Genomic DNA, 20920 nt, shown 5'->3' with positions numbered 1-20920 from the left:
ATCATGTCGGCATTATCATTTTATATTTCAAATACTAAGAATGAATTAATCAAGCTTAAGAGAACTTTTGCTTTTTGGTTAACAATTATAAGTGCATTAAGCATACCCTTATTGTTTTTTATTGTCTATGCAGTAAAACATGCAAAACTAATTCCGGAAGTAGGAGTGAATCCTTGGGAGAAATTTATGGTGAATCAGGTGAAAAATTCAATTCCGTTTTTTGTGCCTATGTTCATTGTGTTGATTACAAGTTTAATAATTCAAGTAGAGCATAAAGCTTCAGGGATAAAACATATTTTTACGCTTCCAGTACCTAAATGGAGTGTTTATTTTGGAAAGTTGTCTATTGTTCTCTTGTCTATTCTGATTACCTACGTATATTTTTATTTGGCTATTCTGTTCTTTGGAGTTTTACTAGGAGCCTTTTATCCAGATCTTGGGTTTTTAGATTTTCAACCAGAGTTTTTTAAGTATATAAAGATGCTGTTCTTATCATTTATAGCTTCTTTAGGTATTGTTGGAATTCAGTTTTGGTTGAGTTTTCGCGTAAAGAATTTTATTGTTCCATTAGCAGTAGGAATGGTTTTGGTTATTGTAGGTTTAATTGCTTCACAAGCACCTGAATCAATATATTTTCCGTATGCCTATAATTTGTTGTCAATAAATTTAGGAGATAAGGCACCATTAACCTTTGGTTATTCCTCTGTGTTGGTTTATAGTGTCTTTTGCTTTATTGTTACCTGTATTTTAGGGTATTTCGATATTAGAAGATTAAATATAAAATAAGCAAAAGAACCAAAGGAAATAACACAGAGAGTAAACTAATACTTACCCAAAATAAAAAAATGCACCTCTGAAATATATTCATTTTTAAGGGGTGCTTTCTTTTAATTTTCTCTTTTACTTGAGAAATAGTTAGTTGTAACAGTTGCTCTTTACTTAGTTTAAGATCAATAATACCTGTTACTTTTAGCCCTTCTTTATATCCATTGATCACCTCAGTAGGATAATTTAGTAAAGAAAAGCCCATAGCCCAAATACTCATAAAACCAATAGGTAAATGTTTCCACATACCCGTGGCTATTTCCCATCCAGCAATGAATGCTTCACCTTTCCATGTGGTATCACAATTGTATAACACATGTTGAATGTCATGAATATGAATCACTTTTTTTCTAAAGTCTGAATTCGGTACTTTAATAGAGAAAAGGTTAAAATGGAGGTAAAACCAGTTGTTATTCGAACCTCCTTCTTTTTCCAGTTTATTTTGAGTGTAAAAGTCGTTAAGAGCTTGTTGTAAAACCATTGTTATGTTGTTTGTTACTACAAATTTACAGGCTCTAAATTTTAAAATTCTTGACAAATATCAAGATTTTACTTTCCTCTAATTCTACTTAAAGTTTCTGGGGTAATACTTAAAAAAGAAGCAATGTGTTTGGAAGAGACACGTTGAAATAAGTAAGGTTTTTTAGCGAGTAGTGTTTGGTAACGTTCTTGAGCAGTGTGCAGCTGTAAATCATCTATACGCTCTACCAATTCTATATAAATTTGTTGCATAAATAACCTGCCATAACGCTCGTACTTCGGATTACTTTGGAAGAGCTCTTCCATATCATTAATATGAACTGCAAAAACTTCTAAATCTTCCAATGCTTCAATATTGTATTTGCTTTTTTTTCGTTGAATTAGACTATCTATTGTAGTGATACTTTCTCTTTCTGCGGAAAAATGAACAGTAATGTCTTTATCTTCTTTGTAATAAAAGACTCTAGCAATTCCTGAAATGAGAATATAAAAATGATTACAAATGGTTCCCGCTTCATGTAGCAAATGATGTTTAGGGTATTTCTGATATATCATAATACTTTGCAGAGCTTCGGCAAACTCAGGATTCTCTAGTAGGAGAGAGGCGTTATTTTGATTAAAATCATTCATTTTACAAATTTAAAAGCTCCTCTAAAAACCAACGTGTATTTGATAATCGAGGTATTTTATGTTGTCCTCCTAATTTGCCTTTGGTTTTTAACCATTCATAAAATAACCCCTCTTTGGCCATATGTACTTTAGGCATAGATAGGGTCATATTGTTATATCTTTTCGCCTCGTAATCTGAATTACAGTTTTTTAAGGCGTTGTCTAATAATTCTATAAAAAAATCTAAATTCTCAGGAGCTTTTTTAAATTCAACTATCCATTCATGACCTCCACCAGTGCTATCTCCATTCATAAAGATTGGTCCTACTGTATAGTCTTTAATTTCACTGTTTGTTTTTTCACAAGCCGCTTGTAAAGCCTCTTCCGCATTTTCAATAATTAATTCTTCTCCAAAAACATTAATATGGTGTTTGGTTCTTCCTGTAATTTTTATACGATATGGGTTGGTTGAGGTAAATTTAATAGTATCACCAATTAAATAGCGCCATAAACCAGCATTTGTGGTAATGACTACAGCATAATTAATATCCTTTTGAACTTTTGAAAGGGGAATAGCTACTGAGTTTTCTCCATCATAAGAGCTCATTGGAATGAATTCGTAGAAAATTCCGTAGTCTAACATTAACAATAACTCGTCAGAATTATTTTGGTCTTGAATGGCAAAGAACCCTTCTGAAGCATTATAGGTTTCGTAGTATTTAAATTCTTTTTTAGGAATGAGTTTTTTGTATTGTTCTCTGTACGGATTAAAGTTAACCCCTCCGTGAAAATATACTTCTAAATTAGGCCAAACTTCTAAAATATTATCCTTTCCTGTTTTTTCTAACACACGATTTAATAATACCAACATCCATGAAGGAACTCCAGCTAAACTGGTAATGTTTTCATGAATAGTTTCGTCAATAATGGCTTCCATTTTGGTTTCCCATTCTCCCATTAAGGCGACTTCTTGTTTAGGGGCTGAGCTAAAATCAGCCCAAAAGGGCATGTTTTCAATAATAATAGCCGACAAATCTCCGAAATAGGAATCGTTGTCTTCATAAATGGCAGAACTACCACCTAACCGAAGACTTTTACCAGTAAAAAGTTGTGCTTCTTCATTGTTGTTAATGTACATGCATAACATGTCCTTTCCTGCTTTGAAATGACAATATTCAATAGCCTCATCACTTACAGGGATAAACTTACTTTTAGCATTGGTAGTACCACTACTTTTTGCAAACCATTTAATCTTTGTAGGCCAAAAAAGATTTTGTTCTCCTTTCCTACAACGTTCTATTAACGGCTCAACAGTTTCATATTTTTGAATAGGTATGTTAGAAGAAAAATCAGCATAGTTTTTAATTGCAGCAAAATCAAATTGTTTTCCAAATTCAGTATTCTTAGCAGTATGAATTAATTTAAAAAGCAACTCCTCTTGAACGTCAACAGGATACTTTAAAAATAACTCTACTTGATGTTTTCTCTTTTTTAAAAACCAAGAAATAATAGAATTTATAAATGGAAATGGCATAGTTTAACGCTAAATTCAGATTTTTTACTGTAAGTTTGTTAAAAGCTAAAAGTAATAAAATTTAGAGAATGCAATACCAAGGAGTCTTAAAAAAAATGACCACCGAAAATTTAGATTCGGTACACTATTATTTAGATATGAAAACTGATTTTTTAAATATGAATCAGTTAATTGGTAGGCAATTGGAAATGAACTTTGTTACTTATGAGTGTTTGAACTGTCATAAGGAAAAGCAAATATACCGACAAGGGTTTTGTAAAAGCTGTTTTTTTGAAACACCAACAGCAGGAGATTGGATAATGAGACCCGAATTAAGTAAAGCTCATTTAGGAATTGAAGATCGTGACTTAGAATACGAAAAGAAAGCACAATTGCAACCGCATATAGTGTATTTAGCAAATTCGAGTAATGTAAAAGTTGGAGTAACACGTAAAAGTCAAGTACCTACTCGTTGGATAGATCAAGGAGCACATGAAGCTATAGAAATTGTTGAGGTGCCAAATAGGTATTTAGCAGGGATTACAGAAGTTGCTTTAAAAGACCATGTGGCGGATAAAACGAATTGGCGCAAGATGCTTAAGAATGAAATTGAAGATGTAAATCTAGTAGAGTGGAGAGAGCGTTTACAGGAGTTTATACCAGATGAAGTTAAGGAATACTATATAGAGAACAATTCTGAAACAGAAATTTCCTTTCCGGTAGAAAAGTACCCTGCAAAACCTAAAAGTTTAAATATGGTGAAGGAAGGCTCTTATACTGGAAAATTAGTTGGGGTAAAAGGACAGTATTTAATCTTTGAAGATGAAACTGTTTTTAATGTTCGTGCTAATGAAGGATTGGTATTAAGTATTCATGTTAGGTAACTAAATTTGCTGTAATAACTTATCTTCTAAAATCATTTTTTTCTGAAGTTTTTCTTCCTGAGTTAATTTTTGTTTTTCCAATAAATAAGGGTAGAATTCTGAATTTAAATTGAAATAATAAATACAGAGTGCTACTTCATTCTCAATCTTTATAAAAGACTTGTTATTATCCATTATTAAACTGTTGTTTAAATTAATGGTGTCTTTTCCGCCTAACGAATATTTGCTTTTGAAATTTGTTGTGATTGTATTTAAATCTATAGATGAGGGGAAGGTTTGTTTAAAAAAAACAAGCTTCTTTTTAAAAAAATGAAGTTCGATAATAATTTTGTGCTTCCCTATTTTGGTGGTGTAAAAAATAATATCGCATAGATGAGAATTTTTGACCAATCGATATGGACTTACAATTATTTTTTGAGCACTATTGAGGGTACTTCCAAAAGTAATATTAGAAGTGTAGGTTATTGTTTCTGGAGTACTAACAATTGATCGACATTCAAAAAGACGACTGTATATAGATAAATAGGTTTCTACCCTTTTGTACTTGTAAGTACAGCGGTTAAAATAATTGTTATAGTATTGTTTACTGTAAAGTAAATTGTTAATCTTTCGGATTATTAGCATCTCGTTGTGTAATTTTTTGAGTAAGCTATAATCCCACGAATTGTATATAGTTCTAGGTAAATATAGTTTTTTTTTAATAGGAAACATAATTTAAAACCAACAAAAAAGCGGATTCATTTTGAATCCGCTTTTTTGTTAATGCTTGACAGCTATATGGTTAGTGCTCATTTTTAGTTCGCTGAGCACATTTAAAGCTTCATTCATATAAATGTCTTTCTTTAAGTTTTTATGCCATGCAACTCGCTTTTCTTCGAGTACAGTATCTTTTTTAAATAGGTCTAATTCGTACTTAGGTGATTCAAAAGTTAGATTTGATTCAAACTTGAAAACATCTTTAAACTTCTTACCTTCATCCACACGTTTTTTACTTTCCTTTTTAAACATGTCGTAGCTTAAAGCGTAAGTGTTTTCATCTTGTTTTTTTCTTAACCACTTAGCGTATTCGTTAATTTTTTGAAACTTAATATTGTTCATAACACGCTGCTTACTGTTGTATACAACATCTCCAAAGTTACTATATGAATTGGTAGTATTATATTTTGCCTGAGGAACTTTATCCCATGCTAAAGCACCGTCTAAGTCGCGCTCACCAAAATCCATATAACTATATCTACTAGGTAAAGAGATATCAGAATAAACACCTTCTATTTGCGTAGATCCACCATTAATTCTATAAAACTTTTGAATGGTCATTTTTATGACTCCTAAATCATCTGGATAGTCAGCATAAAAACGATTGATTGGTACGATGTTTTGAACGGTACCTTTACCATAGGTTTGTTTTCCTCCAATAATTACTCCACGCTTGTAATCTTGCATTGCTGCTGCAAAAATTTCTGAAGCTGAAGCTGATAATTCATTTACCATTACAACTAATGGGCCATTCCATTGAATTTTTGGATCAGTATCATTTTTAACTAAAGGATCTTCACCTCTATATTTTACTTGTACAATAGGTCCTTTGTCAATAAATAACCCTCCAATTTCGATGGCTGTTTTTAAAGATCCACCTCCGTTATCTCTTAAGTCAACGATTAAACCTTCAACACCTTCTTTCTTTAGACGAGCAATTTCCTTTTCCATATCTTTTGCTGCATCTCTTCTATCAGTATCGTTAAAATCGATATAGAATTTAGGTAAGTTTATAATACCATACTTTTTACCATCTTTTTCAACGGTACTAGATTTAACAAAGGTTTCTTCTAATTCAACAATATCTCTAATAATTGGAATTACTTTAATAGAACCGTCTATTTTTTTCTTTACTGTTAAACGTACTTCTGTACCTTTTTTACCTTTGATAAAAGTAATGGCATCATCTAAACGCATACCAACAATATCTAAAGGCTCTCCATCTCCTTGTGCTACCTTTAAAATAATATCACCTGCTTCTAATTCTCCTTGTTTCCAAGCAGGACCTCCAGAAATTAACTCAACAATATGCGTATAAATTCCTTTCTTTTGTAAACGAGCACCAATTCCTTCTAATTTACCAGACATATCTTGATCAAAACGAGATTTGATTCTTGGAGACATATAAGAGGTATGCGGATCGAAACCACTTACAACACTATTTAAGAATGTCGAATACCAGTCAGAATTCTCTAACTCCTCAATTCGTAAGTATAAATCATCCATGTTTTTTAAAACCTCCGCTCTAGCTTCTTTTTCCATTTCACTAAAAGATTTTTTAGCGAAATCTTTATCTTTCTTAAGTTTTTCGGCTTGTTGGTTTTCTGCATCTTCAATTCTACTTAATACCGATAGTTTTAATTGTTTACGCCAATGCTCTTTTAAAGCTTCTTTGTTTTTTGCATATGGTACTTTGTCGTAGTCTACATCGATAAATTCTTTCTTTTTATAATCGAAAGGATTGGCAAGAAGTGTTCTATAGGTATTTTTAGCACCTTTCATTTTTTCTAAAAAACGTCCGTATACTAACTTGTAAAAATCAATATTTGACTGACGTAATTGATCATCTATTAAGTACTTGTATTGAGAAAATTCTTTTAAGTCTTCTTGAGTAAAATAACGTTTACTAGGATCTAAACCATCAATAAAGCTGTTATACACGTGTTCAGAAAAATCATCATTTAGGTCTTTCTTAACGTAGTGAAATCTCCCTAGGATATTTTTTAAAACATAAATTAGTACTCTATCTTTTTCAGGGTCTTTTGCGTTAGTAGTATTTGCAAAAGTGCTATTAGATAACAATCCAATAGCTAGTAACGTGATCAAAAATTTCGTCTTCATATACCTTCTAGTCGTGTTTTAAAGTTGTAGCATTATACCTTAGCTAATCTACTAAAATAATGCCAATTTTTTTAGTTTTCGTCTTTTTTATAAATGCCTCTAAAAACTTCTTTTAGTTTTTTATTGTTTTCGTCTAAATAATCCCAAACTTGCGTTACGGATCCATCGTTGTTTTTTGTCCAGGTTATTAGATTGTAATATTTTCCTTTTGGAGAGCTTACAAGCTTACTTTTTAAACTCATTTGGTTATTGCTATAGGCTCCTTTTAGCTCTAAAGAAAACCCTGAATTGTCAATCCAAACTTGATTCCAAGATTTATCTGTTTTGTTGTAATAATTATAACTGGTTCCTTGGCTTTTGGAAGCTTTAGAAGCCCAGTTTTCTTGTATTGCACAAGCATTAGGAACGCGAACGATTTTATTGGTGCCAATAAGTTTTCCATTCGTATTGTATACATTCCAGTCACCTACCCAAAAATCAAATTGAGAATATTCTATATCAGAACAAGGGACTTTAGAACTACTTTGTGCATTTACAATCGAGAAAAAAGTTGAAATGATAAAAATGCTAACGTATATTATTATGCGTGCCATAACCTTAAAGTTTGATACATACAAGATTACGTATAAAAAGCTTGAATCTATCTTTATGAAATGTTAAAAAAAATGTGCGTTTTTTATGTTACATTTGTTAGAAAACTAAGATACTATGCAAGAAAGACCATTAATATTGGTTACAAATGACGATGGAATTACCGCTCCAGGAATTCGAATGTTAATTGAAATAATGAATAAAATAGGAGATGTTGTTGTGGTTGCTCCTGATAGTCCGCAGAGTGGAATGGGACATGCAATTACGGTAAACAATGTGCTGCACTGTAATCCTATTACGATAGATGAAGGTCCACAATTAGAATACAGCTGTTCAGGTACTCCTGCCGATTGTGTTAAGATGGCTAAAAATAAAATTTTGAACCGTGTTCCAGATTTATGTGTTTCAGGAATTAATCATGGGGCTAATTCTTCTATTAATGTCATCTATTCAGGTACGATGAGTGCCGCAGTGGAAGCAGGAATTGAAGGGATTCCAGCGATTGGTTTTTCATTATTAGATTTTGATTGGCATGCCGACTTTAGAGCGGCTAAAAAGTTTATTGAAAAAATCACATTGAATGTGTTGTTAAATGGATTACCAGAAGGTGTTGTATTAAATGTAAATATTCCGAAGTTAAAAGAAAACGAGATTAAAGGAGTACGCGTTTGTAGACAAGCAAATGGATATTGGAAGGAAGATTTCGACAAGAGAAAAAGTCCGTTTGGGAAAGAGTATTATTGGTTATCTGGTGAGTTTGTAAATAGAGACAAAGGACAAGATACTGATATTTGGGCCTTAGAGAATGGTTACATTTCAGTGGTTCCAGTTCAGTTTGATATGACAGCACATCATGCAATTCAAAAATTAAATTCATGGGAATTATAAGAAAAGAAATAGCAATAGGTTTTGTAGTATCGCTTTTTGCTACATTGTGCGGAATGTTTATTTATCTAGAATACATTTCAGATACAAATAGCCTTTCGGAAACTATTCGAAAAATAAAAGAAGGAGGCGTATTAGGAACTGTGATCGCTTTGTCTGCAATTCCGAATTTATTTGTATTCTTTATTTTCTTAAAAAAGAATCAAGATTATAGAGCAAGAGGAGTATTGTTAGGAACTATTTTTATAGCCTTGTTAACCTTGGTTATTAAGTTTATTTAGTTAGGATAGGTAAATGAAGTATTACATTTTAGCAGGAGAAGCATCGGGAGATTTACACGGATCAAACTTAATGAAAGCTTTGTATAAAGAAGACCCGAATGCAGATATACGTTTTTGGGGAGGAGATTTGATGGAGTCGGTTGGAGGCATCTTAGTGAAACACTATAAAGAGCGTGCTTTTATGGGATTTGTGGAGGTTTTAATGAATCTTAGAAAAATCTTGGGCATGATTTCTTTTTGCAAAAAAGATATTGCCGAATATAATCCTGATGTACTAATTCTTATTGATAATTCAGGTTTCAATCTTCGCATTGCTAAATGGGCAAAAGAAAATGGTATACGAACGAATTATTATATTTCTCCACAGGTCTGGGCAAGTAGAGCAGGAAGGGTAAAAAGTATCAAGCGAGATGTAGATGAAATGTTTGTAATTCTTCCGTTTGAAAAAGAATTTTATCAAAAATATGGATACGATGTACACTTTGTCGGACATCCGTTAATTGATGGGATTGCCGATAGAGAGCAAATAGATGAAGAGGCTTTTAGAAAAGAACACAATCTTGGAGATAAAGATATTATCGCGTTATTACCAGGTAGTAGAAAGCAAGAGATTACAAAAATGCTTTCAGTGATGCTGTCTTTAGTAGATGATTTTCCAGAGTATCAATTTGTAGTGGGAGGCGCGCCAAGTCAGTCTGAAGCATTTTACAATGAGTTTATCAAAAACAAAAATGTAAAACTGATTAGCAATAAGACCTATGATTTATTAAGCATTTCACATGCTGCGTTGGTGGGTTCTGGAACTGCAACTTTAGAAACAGCATTGTTTAAGGTGCCTCAGGTAGTTTGTTATAAGGGAAGTAATATTTCATATCAAATAGCTAAAAGAATTATTACGTTGGAATATATTTCGTTGGTGAATTTGATTATGGATGAACCTGTAGTTACCGAGTTGATTCAGAATGATTTTACAAAAGAGAATTTAAAAATTGAATTGACAAATATTTTAGAAGAAGAACATAGAGAAGATTTGTTTTTAGCCTACTTTAAATTAGAACAGAAGTTAGGAGGGAAAGGAGCTTCTGAAAAAACAGCAAAATTAATTGTTAAAGGGGTGGCTAATCGAGCAAATTAAAAAAGCATGAAATCGTTAATTTTAAAATTAGTAATTCCCCTAACGGTTCTATTTTTTTTCGTTTTTACAAAATGGTGGTATGTTTTACCCGTCGATGCTCCTAGAACCATGATGTATGGTTTTCCATTAGTTTGGATAAGTAAAGGTTGGCATACTTCTATGTCTTTTCAAATTTTTTGGAAAGAGTTTTTAATCAATCTTTTGTTCTATTTTACCTGTATATTAGCACTCGTTTATGTTGTAAATAAGTTTATTTATAAAATTAAACTTCATAGATTGTTGAATATTTTACTAATGTTGATTTGTTTTATTATTGGTTTATCTGCATTTGCAATAGGAACTATGACAGAGAATATCTATTACTTTGAAAGAGATTTTGAAGTTGAGATTTTAGATTCAGGATACAAGTTTGTTTGGGATGATGTGGGTCCATTGAGGGAAAATAATGAGCAAATACAAAAGGAATAATTGAAATATTGTATATGATTAAAAAACTACTCTTACTATTTTTAGGTGCATTATTAATGATTTCTTGTGGATCATCAAAGAAAATAGCCTCATCTCAATCGCCTAAAGGGAAAAACATTACCAATAAGGAAGTAACTGTTGCAGATAAAATTGTTTGGACTGCTGTATCTTATAAAGGAGTACCGTACAAGTTTGGAGGTATGAGTAAGCGAGGTATGGATTGCTCAGGCTTAATTCACACTTCATTTAAACAACGAAATGTTGATTTACCTAGAACTTCTCGTGAAATGTATACGAAAGGATACGATATTCCTTTAAAGAAAGTAAAACGAGGAGATTTGTTGTTTTTTAAAACGGCAAGAAAAAGAGGAAAGGTGAATCATGTAGGTTTGGTAACTTCTGTTAAGAATGGAGATATTCATTTTATACACTCTACAAGTTCTAGAGGTGTTATTGTAACTTCTCTATGGCAAAAATATTGGCGTAAAGCTTTTATAAAAGCAAAACGCATATTGTAATATGAATAAAAGACTACTTCTCTTTATATTCATTGTTGGGTTTATCGTATTTCGTTATTGGAATCAGGGTGGAGAAACTACGAGTGAAGAAAACTCTGAAGTAGTTGCATTGATTACATTGGCAAAATCTTATGAAGGAGTGTCTTATAGAGCAGGAGGTACTACCAAAAGAGGAATGGACTGTTCGGGTTTGGTAACAACCGTTTTTAGAGCTTTTGACAAGTCCTTACCACGCTCTTCTGCATTAATGAGTAGGGAAGGAGTAGAAATCCCCTTATCTAAAGTTAAAAAGGGAGATTTACTGTTTTTTGATATTGCTCGTTTAAAAGGAAATATTAATCATGTGGGATTAGTTACTTCCGTAGAAAATGGAGAGGTAAAATTTATCCATTCTACAACCTCAAAAGGAGTTATTACAACTTCTATCAATGAACCTTACTGGAAAGAAGCTTTTGTAAAAGCTAAAAGGGTGTTATAGGGTTAAAACTAAAAAAACTACTTATAATTTTTTATCATTAAGATTGTATTAGGGAACTTTTTAAAATAACTCATGGATTTTACCATTTGTTAGTTTTTGTGTACCATTCAAAGTTACTCCATCAGGATAAGTGCTTATTTTATAATTAATTTACATTTGAAAAGTCACTTCTATATATGATGTTCGAATTTTAGCTCAACCATGTGTTTGAATTATATTTATGTATTCAGATTCTCTGTTGAAATCATTCTGAGTCAATTCGGTAGCATTTTGTTAATATAGGTTCTATTAATTCTTTTATTTTCAACCTCTGTAAAAAAAAACTGTATACTTTGGCAAATCATTTTCCAAATTAATTATTGTTGAATCTATATGTCGGATCCATATAAAAAATATAAACCTTTTCGGCTTTTAGATTTTTTTTTTAGATTTGCTCATATGTAAAATTGCTACATGTAAAATTGCTACATGTAAATCTATGAATATTTTATTAAGCAAAATATAAATCAATAGATTTAAAAGAGTAGGTAATATGTTTAATATTGAATAAATCAAAAGGTTTTAATTAAGCATATTCGTCTTTTTTATTTCAAAAATATCTCTATCTCTTTAATAAAGAGATAGAAAATATTTATGCATAATCGGTATGTATTATTGAGCTTTTTGCTATAAAAATTGCAAATTATAACCAAATTTCATGAAAATCACCAAATACTCTAAGAAGCAATGCAGGAATTAAGAGTGGGTAATTTAATAATATTGAAAAATGTTGTATCCCAATATTAGACAAAGTAACTCAAAAACGAGAACTGTAATGTTGTTGGAGTTAGAACATGTTAATAAAAAATAGAAAAGAGCTTTTACTGATAAAGAAAATTATAGAATATGGTGTTTTATCTAAAGGAATATTTTTTTATGAAGATATTGTTTTAATGGATAAATGTAAATCCTATAACTGCAAACGAAAAAAGAAATAATAAAAAAACAAAAAAATTGGAATTCCTTCAAAAAATACAAGTTATAGAAAGAGTAGATAGATTGATTCAACTAAAATCAACGGGTACAGCAGATGATTTATCTCGTCGTTTATCCGTTTCTAGACGAAGTGTATATAATATTCTCGAATTAATGAGAAATATGGGAGCACCCATCGAATATTGCCAAATTACGAGAACATATTATTACTCCTACAAATGTGATTTCGTGCTTGGATTTGTCGAGAGTGAAGAGAAATAAAAAGAAAGTTTCTCATATTTAATTCCAAATGCAAAATACTTGCATTACCTCGTTTTATATTGCCTTCATTATGATAAACTGCAGGTTACATAGGAGGGGATATTCTTCACCCTTTAAAAGAAGAGTTAACTTATAAATTATTTAAAATGTTAAAATTAGAAGATTTTAAAATTAAAGAAATTGAGACTTTAGAAACAATCAAAGGTGGTGATATGGGACGTCCACGTCAATGTCTTGAAATGTGCCATACTTATGTAAGATTCTTAGGTTGGATCATTAAACAGGAGTCGCATGGTGATATCCATGATGATTAAGACCTTTCTCAACATCTGTTGAGTAAGAGTTTAAATTACAACTAATTACCTCTATTGGTAAATCATTATTTGCAAGTAGAGGTAATTTTATTTTAAAATAAATCAATGGAAAAACATTTAATTATAACTCAGGATAGAGATGGGTCTTCTGATGAAGTTTGTAACTGGTTTTATAGATATGGTGTACATTTTAAAAGATTAAATCTAGATTCTTATAAATTAATAAATCGTAAAAATGATCTATATTCAGATTATTTTAATTTCGATAGCGTTGACATAAATATTCCTGGTAACACAAAAGTTAACGATGAGAACTTTACGGAAGAATATGCTTCAATTTGGTTTAGAAGACCAAGTGCCAGTCTTGAAAACATGGTAGTAGATCTGACTAATTCAGGTTTGTCTACGGTTCTTCTTCAAGCAATAAGATCAAATCAAAAATCGGAATTAAAAGAACTTTATGACTACATTTTCAACTCTACTATACAAGGCAAAGTCATATTAGGAAATAGACTAAAAACTAGAGTAAACAAGTTAGAGATTCTATTTCTAGCAAACAAATTGGGTATTTGCATTCCGAGAACCAAAATAGTTTCTAAAAAGAGTCAAATATTAGAATTTCAAAAAGAGGTTAGTAATTCCCTAATAACCAAATCGATTTTTGAGCCAATAGCCTCTATGGACGATGAGTTAAGAGAATTACATTCGTCTTACACAAATGAATTGAATGATTCTATATTAGATAAACTACCAAATTATTTCTCTCCAAGTTTGATACAAGAAAAGGTAGATAAAGATTTTGAAATCAGAACTTTTGTTATGGGAGAAAATTTTTACAGCATGGCTATATTTTCACAGAATAACGAAAAAACCGCTGTAGATTTTAGAAGATACGATCGAGAAAAGCCAAATAGAAATATTCCCTTTAGTTTACCAGAAGAATTGACTCTTAAAATAAAAAAATTGATGAAAATTATTGGATTTAATACAGGTTCAATTGATATTATCAAAAGTAAAAATGGAAAATACTATTTTTTAGAAATCAACTCAGTAGGTCAATTTGGAATGGTTAGCCGACCTTGTAATTACAATATAGAGTATCATATATATAAATATTTAACCAAAAATGAAGAAAAAACTTCTTAATTCGGATATTTCACTTGAAGAATTATCCCTTAACAATATTTTAGTTGATTCATTTGAATATTCAAATGAGAATGTTAATAAACGTTTTTTAGGTCGAAACTCATTGATAAATACTAATCAATATCGTGTTAGAGAAAACTACAAATTAAATACAACAATAATTTTGAATTATGGATAAAAGTAAATTTTTGAGAGTTTTTACAGATTGTTATTTAGTTGAAGGAGATAAAGGCTATGTAATATATGATTTAACGAGGCGTAAGCTTATTTCAATTACGAAAATAACATACAATGTATTAAAAGAAATAGATGGAAAAAGTATCGATTTCATTATCTCAAAGTTCGGAAACGATATAATTAAGATAATTGATTACTTTCTTACTGAGGAAATTTGTTTTTTAACTGATAGTCCCACAAGTTTTCCTAAAATTAGCGAAGATGTATATTTTGAGAACGAGTGCTATTCAGCTATCTTAGAAATAGGCGCTTCTTCTCAATATGATTATATCAAAGTAGTAAAGGAGCTTAATGAATTAGGATGTCAAATGTTGATGCTTTCCATCAAGGCAGATAGTGATATAACGTCTGAAGAAATTTTAAAAATTTTTAATGCAACAACTGATTCTTTTTTCAAATGTATTGATGTTGTTGTTCCAAGTTCTTTTGAGAACGTATTTTCTATGGATTTTTTCGACCAAAATGTTAGGGTTACCTCTGTAACTTATTTAGGTTCTGAGCAATTTAAAACTGAAGAAAATAAAAATTACGTACAGATAAATAGAATAAAAGATGAAGAGTTAAATTGGACTGAAAAATTTGTTCGTTCAAATTTAACTTTTACTTTGAAGAGCTTTATGGAATCAAAGAAATATAACATTGCTCTTAATCGTAAAATTTGTATTGATGAATTTGGTTTTATTAGAAATTATATAAATCATGAAGAACATTTTGGAAATTTATCGAATACTACTGTTTCAATTAGTCAAGTTCTTAGAAGTCCCGAATTTCAGAAGAAATGGAGAATTAGCAATGATTTAGTTGAAAATTGCAAATCATGTAAATTCCGCTATTGCTGTTTTTCTAATTCAGATCTTAATTATTCTAATAATAAATGGTATAAAGTAAATTCTTGCCACAAAATAGAACCTGCAAAAGAAAATGTAAATTGATTTTTTACTAATCTATAATTCAATAATAAGTTTAAAGAAAAAGATATTTAAATACTTCATAATCAACGATTTGATAAAAAAGAATGATTAAATCATTTCCTCATTACAAACAACCCGATCTGAAAGATTGCGGCTCGACCTGTCTTAAAATAATTGCTAAGCATTATGGAAAAACAATTTCTATACAATACCTTCGTAAATTAAGTGAAACTACAAGAGAAGGAAGTAGTTTATTAGGTTTAAGCAATGCTTCAGAAAACATAGGTTTAAGAAGTTTAGGAGTAAAAATTAACATGCGAGACTTATTACAAGCTCCTTTACCTTGCATCCTTCATTGGAATAGTAAACATTATGTAGTTCTCTATAAAATTAGAAAGGATACTTTTTGTATTTCTGACCCAGCCCATGGATTACTTAAATACAAGAAAGAAGAACTCTTAAAGCACTGGATCGGTAATAATGCAACTGAGGAAACAGAGGAAGGTATAGCGTTATTATTAGAGCCAACTCCAAAATTCTACAATTCAGATATTGAAAAAGATAATCAAGGATTCGGTTTTAATTTTTTATCTAAATACCTATTTAAATACAAGCGGTTCTTATGGCAATTAGTTATTGGGTTAATTACGGCGAGTTTACTACAACTTATCTTTCCATTTTTAACCGAAAGTATTGTCGATATTGGTGTTAAAAACCAAGATATACATTTTATATATTTAGTTCTATTTGCCCAATTAGCACTATTCATTGGTAGAACAGCCATTGAGATTATAAGAAGTTGGATATTATTGCACCTTAGCACAAGGATTAATATATCCTTGGTTTCAGATTTTTTTATAAAACTGATGAATTTACCTATTGCTTTTTTTGATACTCGCATGACTGGAGATATACTACAACGAATTAATGATCATAAACGTATAGAACAGATGCTAACTACGTCATCATTAAACGTGTTGTTTTCGATGATGAATTTATTGGTGTTTAGTTTTGTACTAGCGTATTACAACTTATTGTTGTTTGGGATATTCTTAACAGGTAGCTTTTTATATTTTTTATGGGTTGTTATTTTCCTTAAAAAACGAAGAGATTTAGATCATAAGCTTTTTTCTGAAGTGAGTCAAGAGCAAAGTAAAGTGATTGAGCTTATTAATGGTATGCAAGAAATAAAATTGCACAATGCAGAAAAAAGAAAGCGTTGGTCTTGGGAGTTTGTGCAGGCACGTTTGTTTAAGGTCTCTATTGAAACTTTGGCATTAGAGCAATACCAGAGTGTAGGTTCTGGGTTTATTAATGAGCTCAAGAATATTTTAATTACTGTACTATCTGCGAAATTGGTTATTGACGGAGATATTACTTTAGGTATGATGTTATCTATTAGTTATATCGTTGGGCAATTAAACTCACCTATAGCACAACTCATTGACTTTATTAGAGAAGTTCAAGATGCTAAAATCTCATTAGATCGTTTATCTGAGATTCACAATAAAGAAGATGAAGAACAGCAGAATAGTGAGAAAATCACAGATATTCCTTTGAATGTGGATTTAGAATTATCTAAAGTGTCATTTCGATATAATGGATCTAGCCAAATGGTATTACAGGATTTAGATTTAACCATTTCTGCAAAAAAAGTAACAGCAATAGTTGGAGTGAGTGGAAGTGGTAAAACTACCTTGATGAAATTGCTCTTAAAGTTCTATGATCCTAATAGTGGGCAAATAAAAATAGGTAGTCACGATTTGCAAAATGTATCACAAAAAACATGGAGACATCAATCTGGAGTTGTGATGCAAGAAGGCTATATTTTTAATGATACCATTGCTAATAATATTGCGGTTGGCGAAGATTATGTGGATAAAAAGAAACTTGGGCATGCTGTTGATGTAGCAAATATAAAAGAATTTATAGAGTCTTTACCGCTTTCTTATAACACAAAAATTGGTATGGAAGGTGTTGGTCTTAGTACTGGACAAAAACAACGTCTATTGATTGCAAGAGCAGTTTATAAAAACCCAAGCTTTTTGTTTTTTGATGAAGCTACAAGTGCATTAGATGCCAATAATGAAAAAGTGATTATGAAAAAACTCAATACTTTTTTTGAAAACAAAACGGTGGTTGTTATTGCACATAGATTAAGTACTGTAAAAAATGCACATCAAATTGTTGTCTTGGATAAGGGGAAAATTGTCGAAGTTGGAAATCACAATACTTTAATTCAGAAAAAAGGAAACTACTATCACTTGGTGAAAAATCAATTAGAATTAGGAAAATAAAATGCCACAAAATAATCATTTAGATAATATAGAGCTGAGGAGCGAAGAAGTACAAGAAATACTTACGAAAGTACCCCATTGGATGATACGTTGGGGAAACTCTTTATTTTTAGTATTAGTTCTAATGCTATTACTTTTATCTTGGCTCATAAAGTATCCGGATATTATTACTTCAGAAGCACTTATAACTACTAAAATCCCTCCTCAAAAAGCGTTTGCTAAAGTTACAGGAAAGATAGATACGATTTTGGTAAAAGACACTCAAGAAATTAGTGAAGGTACCCCTATTGCCTTTGTCGAAAATACAGCTAATTATGAAGATGTTTTGTATCTAAAATCTGTAATAGATACTATTATCTTAAAAAAGGACAGTTTTTCTTTTCCTTTTGAAAGAATACCTCTTTTATTTCTTGGAGATATTGAAAATGCTTACGCTAATTTTGAGAATAATTATATACAATACATTTTAAATAAACAGTTACAGCCTTATTCAAATGAAGCTATTGCTAATAATATAATTGCATCTGAATTAAAAAGAAGGTTACAAAATCTAAAATCTCAAAAGCAAATAAACAAAACCGAATTAGGATTTAAAAATAAAGGCTTAGAAAGGAGTAAATCATTATTTGAAAAAGGTGTAATTTCCGCAAAAGATTACGAAGCTCAACAATTAGGGTTTTTACAAGCAGAACGCAATTACCAGAACATGAATTCTTCAATTTCTCAATTGCGTGAAGCAATTGCCAATAGTACGAAAACTTCTAAAGGGAATGAAATTATACGTATTCGTGAAGAAATGACTTTACTAAAAAATACGATTCAATCTTTTAATTTACTAAAGAAAACTATTAAAGATTGGGAATTAAAATATGCATTTATCTCTAAAATAAGTGGAACTGTTTCTTTTTTAAATTATTGGAATGAAAATCAAACCGTAACACAAGGAGATCTTGTTTTTACTGTTATTCCTTCTAAACATTCAGCTTATATTGCTAAACTAAAAACACCATCTTTAAATTCGGGAAAAATAGCAATAGGGCAACGAGTAAACGTAAAATTAGAAAATTACCCAGATTATGAATTTGGAGTTCTAAAAGGAATAGTTAATAATATTTCCGTAGTTTCCGATAAAGAAGGATTTTATACTATAGATGTATTACTTCCTGAAAAATTAGTCACGTCTTATGATAAAGAGATTGAGTTTAAGCATGAAATGCGTGGAACAGCTGAAATAATTACTGAAGATTTACGTTTGATAGAACGCTTTTTTAATCAATTTAGAAAAGTTTTGAGTAGGTAGTTTAAAACTGTTGCAACTAATTCTTTGATAAGACATAATTAAAAGCCATTTTAAATATGGAATTAATTCAATAGCCAAATTTTACATAAAGCATTTACAATTTACCAATGTAAAAAGTCAAAAACCTTCTTTATATAAAGAAAGGCTTTATAAATTAGAGTTGAGTTGATGCTTTAAGAAAGAAGAAGAACATCTAAATGGAGTATGTTCCATATAGTCATGGAATGTAGAAAAAGCACTTAGAAAGTAGAAGCGGTCAAAGAATATCCTAGTAGTTAACAAAGAAGGTTTTACTGATTAAAGAGACCTGTAAAAACTAGGGTGTTTTTGGAAAATACATGTGTCAAAAGATAGAAGTTAGTTTTAAAGGTTGTAATCATAAGAGTCAATGTCATCAAAAACAACTACAGATTGAACGATGCCATCATGAATGGCTTGTTTGTTTTCATTTGAAGAAACGGTTATAAAGGATAACCAACCAAGTAAAGCTTTTACGATAAAACGAATAATAGCTTGTAAAAAGTTTATTTTTTTACCATTTGTCAGTTTTTGAACTTTTAAGTTGTTAAATCGATGTCCGACTGTTGACCCAAAAATGGAAACCATTATAGGGTCGTATAATCCAAAAATTAGTACGAAGGCAATAATTTTAGCAGTATCAGGAACATTTTCAAAATTTGAAAATATATCGGTTACTAAAAGAAGTAAAAGGATAATAATTATCGAATCAATAATTGCAGCTTTTGCGCGTAAGAATACACCTGGGTAATTTTTCTCTTTCATAATTTAACAAATGCTCTTTTGGGATAAAAATACGGCAATTAAATTAGTTTTAAAACTAAAAAAGCAACCTCAAATGAGATTGCTTTTTTAAATATTTTGAAGAGATGAAATTAATTCAACATCGTCCATAATTTATCCTTTAATTCCATAAGTCCTTGTTGGGCTACAGAAGAGATAAATAAGGCTTGGACACCTTCAGGTAAATCTTGTTTAATTTCTTCTTTTAATTCATCATCTAACATATCTGATTTAGAAATGGCCAATAAACGATCTTTGTCTAGCAATTCAGGATTGTGTTTACGAAGTTCGTTTAATAAGATTTCATATTCCTTTTTAATATTATCACTGTCTGCTGGAACTAAGAATAACAATAACGAATTACGTTCAATATGACGTAAAAAGTAATGTCCTAATCCTTTTCCTTCAGAAGCTCCCTCAATAATTCCAGGGATATCAGCCATTACAAAACTTTGATGATTACGGTATTCAACAATTCCTAAATTAGGTTTTAGGGTTGTAAAAGCATAATCAGCAATTTTAGGTTTTGCAGCGGTTAAAACCGATAATAAAGTAGATTTCCCAGCATTAGGAAATCCAACTAAACCAACATCTGCTAGGATTTTTAACTCAATACGATACCACCCTTCTTGACCTTCAATTCCAGGTTGCGCATAACGAGGTGTTTGATTGGTAGGAGATTTGAAGTGCCAGTTTCCTTTACCTCCTTTACCTCCTTCTAATAAAATAATATCTTCGTCATGTTCTGTTACTTCAAAAAGAATTTCATCGGTATCAGCATCTCTAAAAATAGTTCCTAGTGGTACTGGAATTACAATATCTGCACCATCACTACCAGTACTTCTACTAGATCCACCATCACCACCATGTTCTGCTTTAAAATGACGTTTAAATTTTAAATGGAAAAGTGTCCACATACTTTTATCTCCACGTATTACTACATGTCCTCCACGACCTCCATCTCCACCATCAGGACCTCCTTTTGCTACAAATTTTTCACGGTGTAAGTGAGCAGAACCTCTACCTCCTTTACCAGAAGCCGCATGGATTTTAATATAATCGACAAAATTTCCTTCAGTCATTTTCTTTTAATTTATCTCACAATGTGAGCTTAATTGTTATCGTAAAAAACTC

The 20920-nt window shown here is 30.8% G+C and carries 22 protein-coding genes; 14 read left to right on the top strand and 8 right to left on the bottom strand.

The annotated features are described in order from the left end of the window. The first annotated feature begins 3 nt into the window (after positions 1-3). On the top strand, positions 4-786 hold the full coding sequence (locus Q0873_RS13835) for an ABC transporter permease (protein ID WP_299108310.1): 783 nt from the start codon (positions 4-6) through the stop codon (positions 784-786). Here the strand turns inward: Q0873_RS13835 and Q0873_RS13830 are convergent. The 3 genes from Q0873_RS13830 to Q0873_RS13820 form a co-directional block, all read right to left on the bottom strand. Further along, positions 764-1306: a hypothetical protein gene (locus tag Q0873_RS13830; RefSeq protein WP_299108308.1), complete on the bottom strand. Its 543-nt coding sequence runs from the start codon at positions 1304-1306 to the stop codon at positions 764-766. The genes Q0873_RS13835 and Q0873_RS13830 overlap by 23 nt on opposite strands. A 68-nt stretch (positions 1307-1374) precedes the next feature. After that, positions 1375-1860: a Crp/Fnr family transcriptional regulator gene (locus Q0873_RS13825; protein ID WP_299108306.1), complete on the bottom strand. Its 486-nt coding sequence runs from the start codon at positions 1858-1860 to the stop codon at positions 1375-1377. A gap of 76 nt (positions 1861-1936) precedes the next feature. Beyond that, the gene (locus Q0873_RS13820; protein WP_299108304.1) at positions 1937-3448 is read right to left on the bottom strand and encodes a GH3 auxin-responsive promoter family protein; all 1512 of its coding nucleotides are present in this window, start codon (positions 3446-3448) and stop codon (positions 1937-1939) included. Between the two features lie 68 nt (positions 3449-3516). Between Q0873_RS13820 and Q0873_RS13815 the strand changes: the two genes are divergently transcribed. Then, entirely contained in the window at positions 3517-4311 is a 795-nt protein-coding gene (locus Q0873_RS13815; protein WP_299108302.1) for a DUF2797 domain-containing protein, read from the top strand. Here Q0873_RS13815 and Q0873_RS13810 read toward each other — a convergent pair whose 3' ends face one another. The 3 genes from Q0873_RS13810 to Q0873_RS13800 form a co-directional block, all read right to left on the bottom strand. Beyond that, positions 4312-4485, bottom strand: coding sequence for a hypothetical protein (locus tag Q0873_RS13810; protein WP_299108300.1), 174 nt, complete (start codon positions 4483-4485; stop codon positions 4312-4314). Between the two features lie 585 nt (positions 4486-5070). After that, positions 5071-7188 carry a carboxy terminal-processing peptidase gene (locus Q0873_RS13805; RefSeq protein WP_299108298.1) on the bottom strand — a complete coding sequence of 706 codons (2118 nt, stop codon included), beginning with the start codon at positions 7186-7188 and terminating at the stop codon, positions 5071-5073. Positions 7189-7259: 71 nt separating this feature from the next. After that, the gene (locus tag Q0873_RS13800) at positions 7260-7781 is read right to left on the bottom strand and encodes a hypothetical protein (protein ID WP_299108296.1); all 522 of its coding nucleotides are present in this window, start codon (positions 7779-7781) and stop codon (positions 7260-7262) included. Positions 7782-7896: 115 nt separating this feature from the next. On the opposite strand from Q0873_RS13800, the gene surE reads away from it, so the two are divergent. The 12 genes from surE to Q0873_RS13745 all read left to right on the top strand — a co-directional run bounded on the left by surE (position 7897) and on the right by Q0873_RS13745 (position 18985). Then, the gene (gene surE, locus Q0873_RS13795; RefSeq protein WP_299108293.1) at positions 7897-8667 is read left to right on the top strand and encodes a 5'/3'-nucleotidase SurE; all 771 of its coding nucleotides are present in this window, start codon (positions 7897-7899) and stop codon (positions 8665-8667) included. After that, positions 8655-8945: a hypothetical protein gene (locus tag Q0873_RS13790; protein WP_299108291.1), complete on the top strand. Its 291-nt coding sequence runs from the start codon at positions 8655-8657 to the stop codon at positions 8943-8945. Before surE ends, Q0873_RS13790 begins: the two co-directional genes overlap by 13 nt. A 13-nt stretch (positions 8946-8958) precedes the next feature. Continuing rightward, a complete protein-coding gene (gene lpxB, locus Q0873_RS13785; protein ID WP_299108289.1) occupies positions 8959-10080 on the top strand; it encodes a lipid-A-disaccharide synthase in 1122 nt (373 codons plus the stop codon). A 6-nt stretch (positions 10081-10086) separates the two neighbouring features. Continuing rightward, on the top strand, positions 10087-10548 hold the full coding sequence (locus Q0873_RS13780; protein ID WP_299108287.1) for a hypothetical protein: 462 nt from the start codon (positions 10087-10089) through the stop codon (positions 10546-10548). Between the two features lie 14 nt (positions 10549-10562). Further along, positions 10563-11066, top strand: coding sequence for a C40 family peptidase (locus Q0873_RS13775; RefSeq protein ID WP_299108285.1), 504 nt, complete (start codon positions 10563-10565; stop codon positions 11064-11066). A 1-nt stretch (position 11067) separates the two neighbouring features. Continuing rightward, the gene (locus Q0873_RS13770; RefSeq protein WP_299108283.1) at positions 11068-11544 is read left to right on the top strand and encodes a C40 family peptidase; all 477 of its coding nucleotides are present in this window, start codon (positions 11068-11070) and stop codon (positions 11542-11544) included. Between the two features lie 993 nt (positions 11545-12537). Next, a complete protein-coding gene (locus tag Q0873_RS18255; RefSeq protein ID WP_363322556.1) occupies positions 12538-12780 on the top strand; it encodes an HTH domain-containing protein in 243 nt (80 codons plus the stop codon). A gap of 146 nt (positions 12781-12926) precedes the next feature. Further along, positions 12927-13094, top strand: coding sequence for a hypothetical protein (locus tag Q0873_RS13765; protein ID WP_299108281.1), 168 nt, complete (start codon positions 12927-12929; stop codon positions 13092-13094). Positions 13095-13199: 105 nt separating this feature from the next. Beyond that, positions 13200-14240: a grasp-with-spasm system ATP-grasp peptide maturase gene (gene gwsG / locus Q0873_RS13760; protein WP_299108279.1), complete on the top strand. Its 1041-nt coding sequence runs from the start codon at positions 13200-13202 to the stop codon at positions 14238-14240. A gap of 170 nt (positions 14241-14410) precedes the next feature. Further along, positions 14411-15409: a hypothetical protein gene (locus Q0873_RS13755; protein WP_299108277.1), complete on the top strand. Its 999-nt coding sequence runs from the start codon at positions 14411-14413 to the stop codon at positions 15407-15409. An 86-nt stretch (positions 15410-15495) separates the two neighbouring features. Then, entirely contained in the window at positions 15496-17685 is a 2190-nt protein-coding gene (locus Q0873_RS13750) for a peptidase domain-containing ABC transporter (RefSeq protein ID WP_299108494.1), read from the top strand. 1 nt (position 17686) lies between these two features. Further along, complete coding sequence (locus tag Q0873_RS13745; protein WP_299108275.1) at positions 17687-18985, top strand: HlyD family efflux transporter periplasmic adaptor subunit; 1299 nt, start codon at positions 17687-17689, stop codon at positions 18983-18985. A gap of 363 nt (positions 18986-19348) precedes the next feature. On the opposite strand, the gene Q0873_RS13740 is transcribed toward Q0873_RS13745, so the two are convergent. Together Q0873_RS13740 and obgE are read right to left on the bottom strand one after the other, a co-directional pair. Beyond that, entirely contained in the window at positions 19349-19768 is a 420-nt protein-coding gene (locus Q0873_RS13740) for an RDD family protein (protein WP_299108273.1), read from the bottom strand. Positions 19769-19878: 110 nt separating this feature from the next. Then, positions 19879-20868 (bottom strand): GTPase ObgE, encoded by a 990-nt coding sequence (obgE, locus tag Q0873_RS13735; protein WP_299108271.1) that lies wholly within the window; start codon positions 20866-20868, stop codon positions 19879-19881. Between the last annotated feature and the right edge of the window lie 52 nt (positions 20869-20920).

It is taken from the genome of uncultured Tenacibaculum sp., from assembly GCF_947498805.1.
GTDB lineage: Bacteria > Bacteroidota > Bacteroidia > Flavobacteriales > Flavobacteriaceae > Polaribacter.
This window is presented reverse-complemented; position numbering and strand designations above follow the sequence as displayed.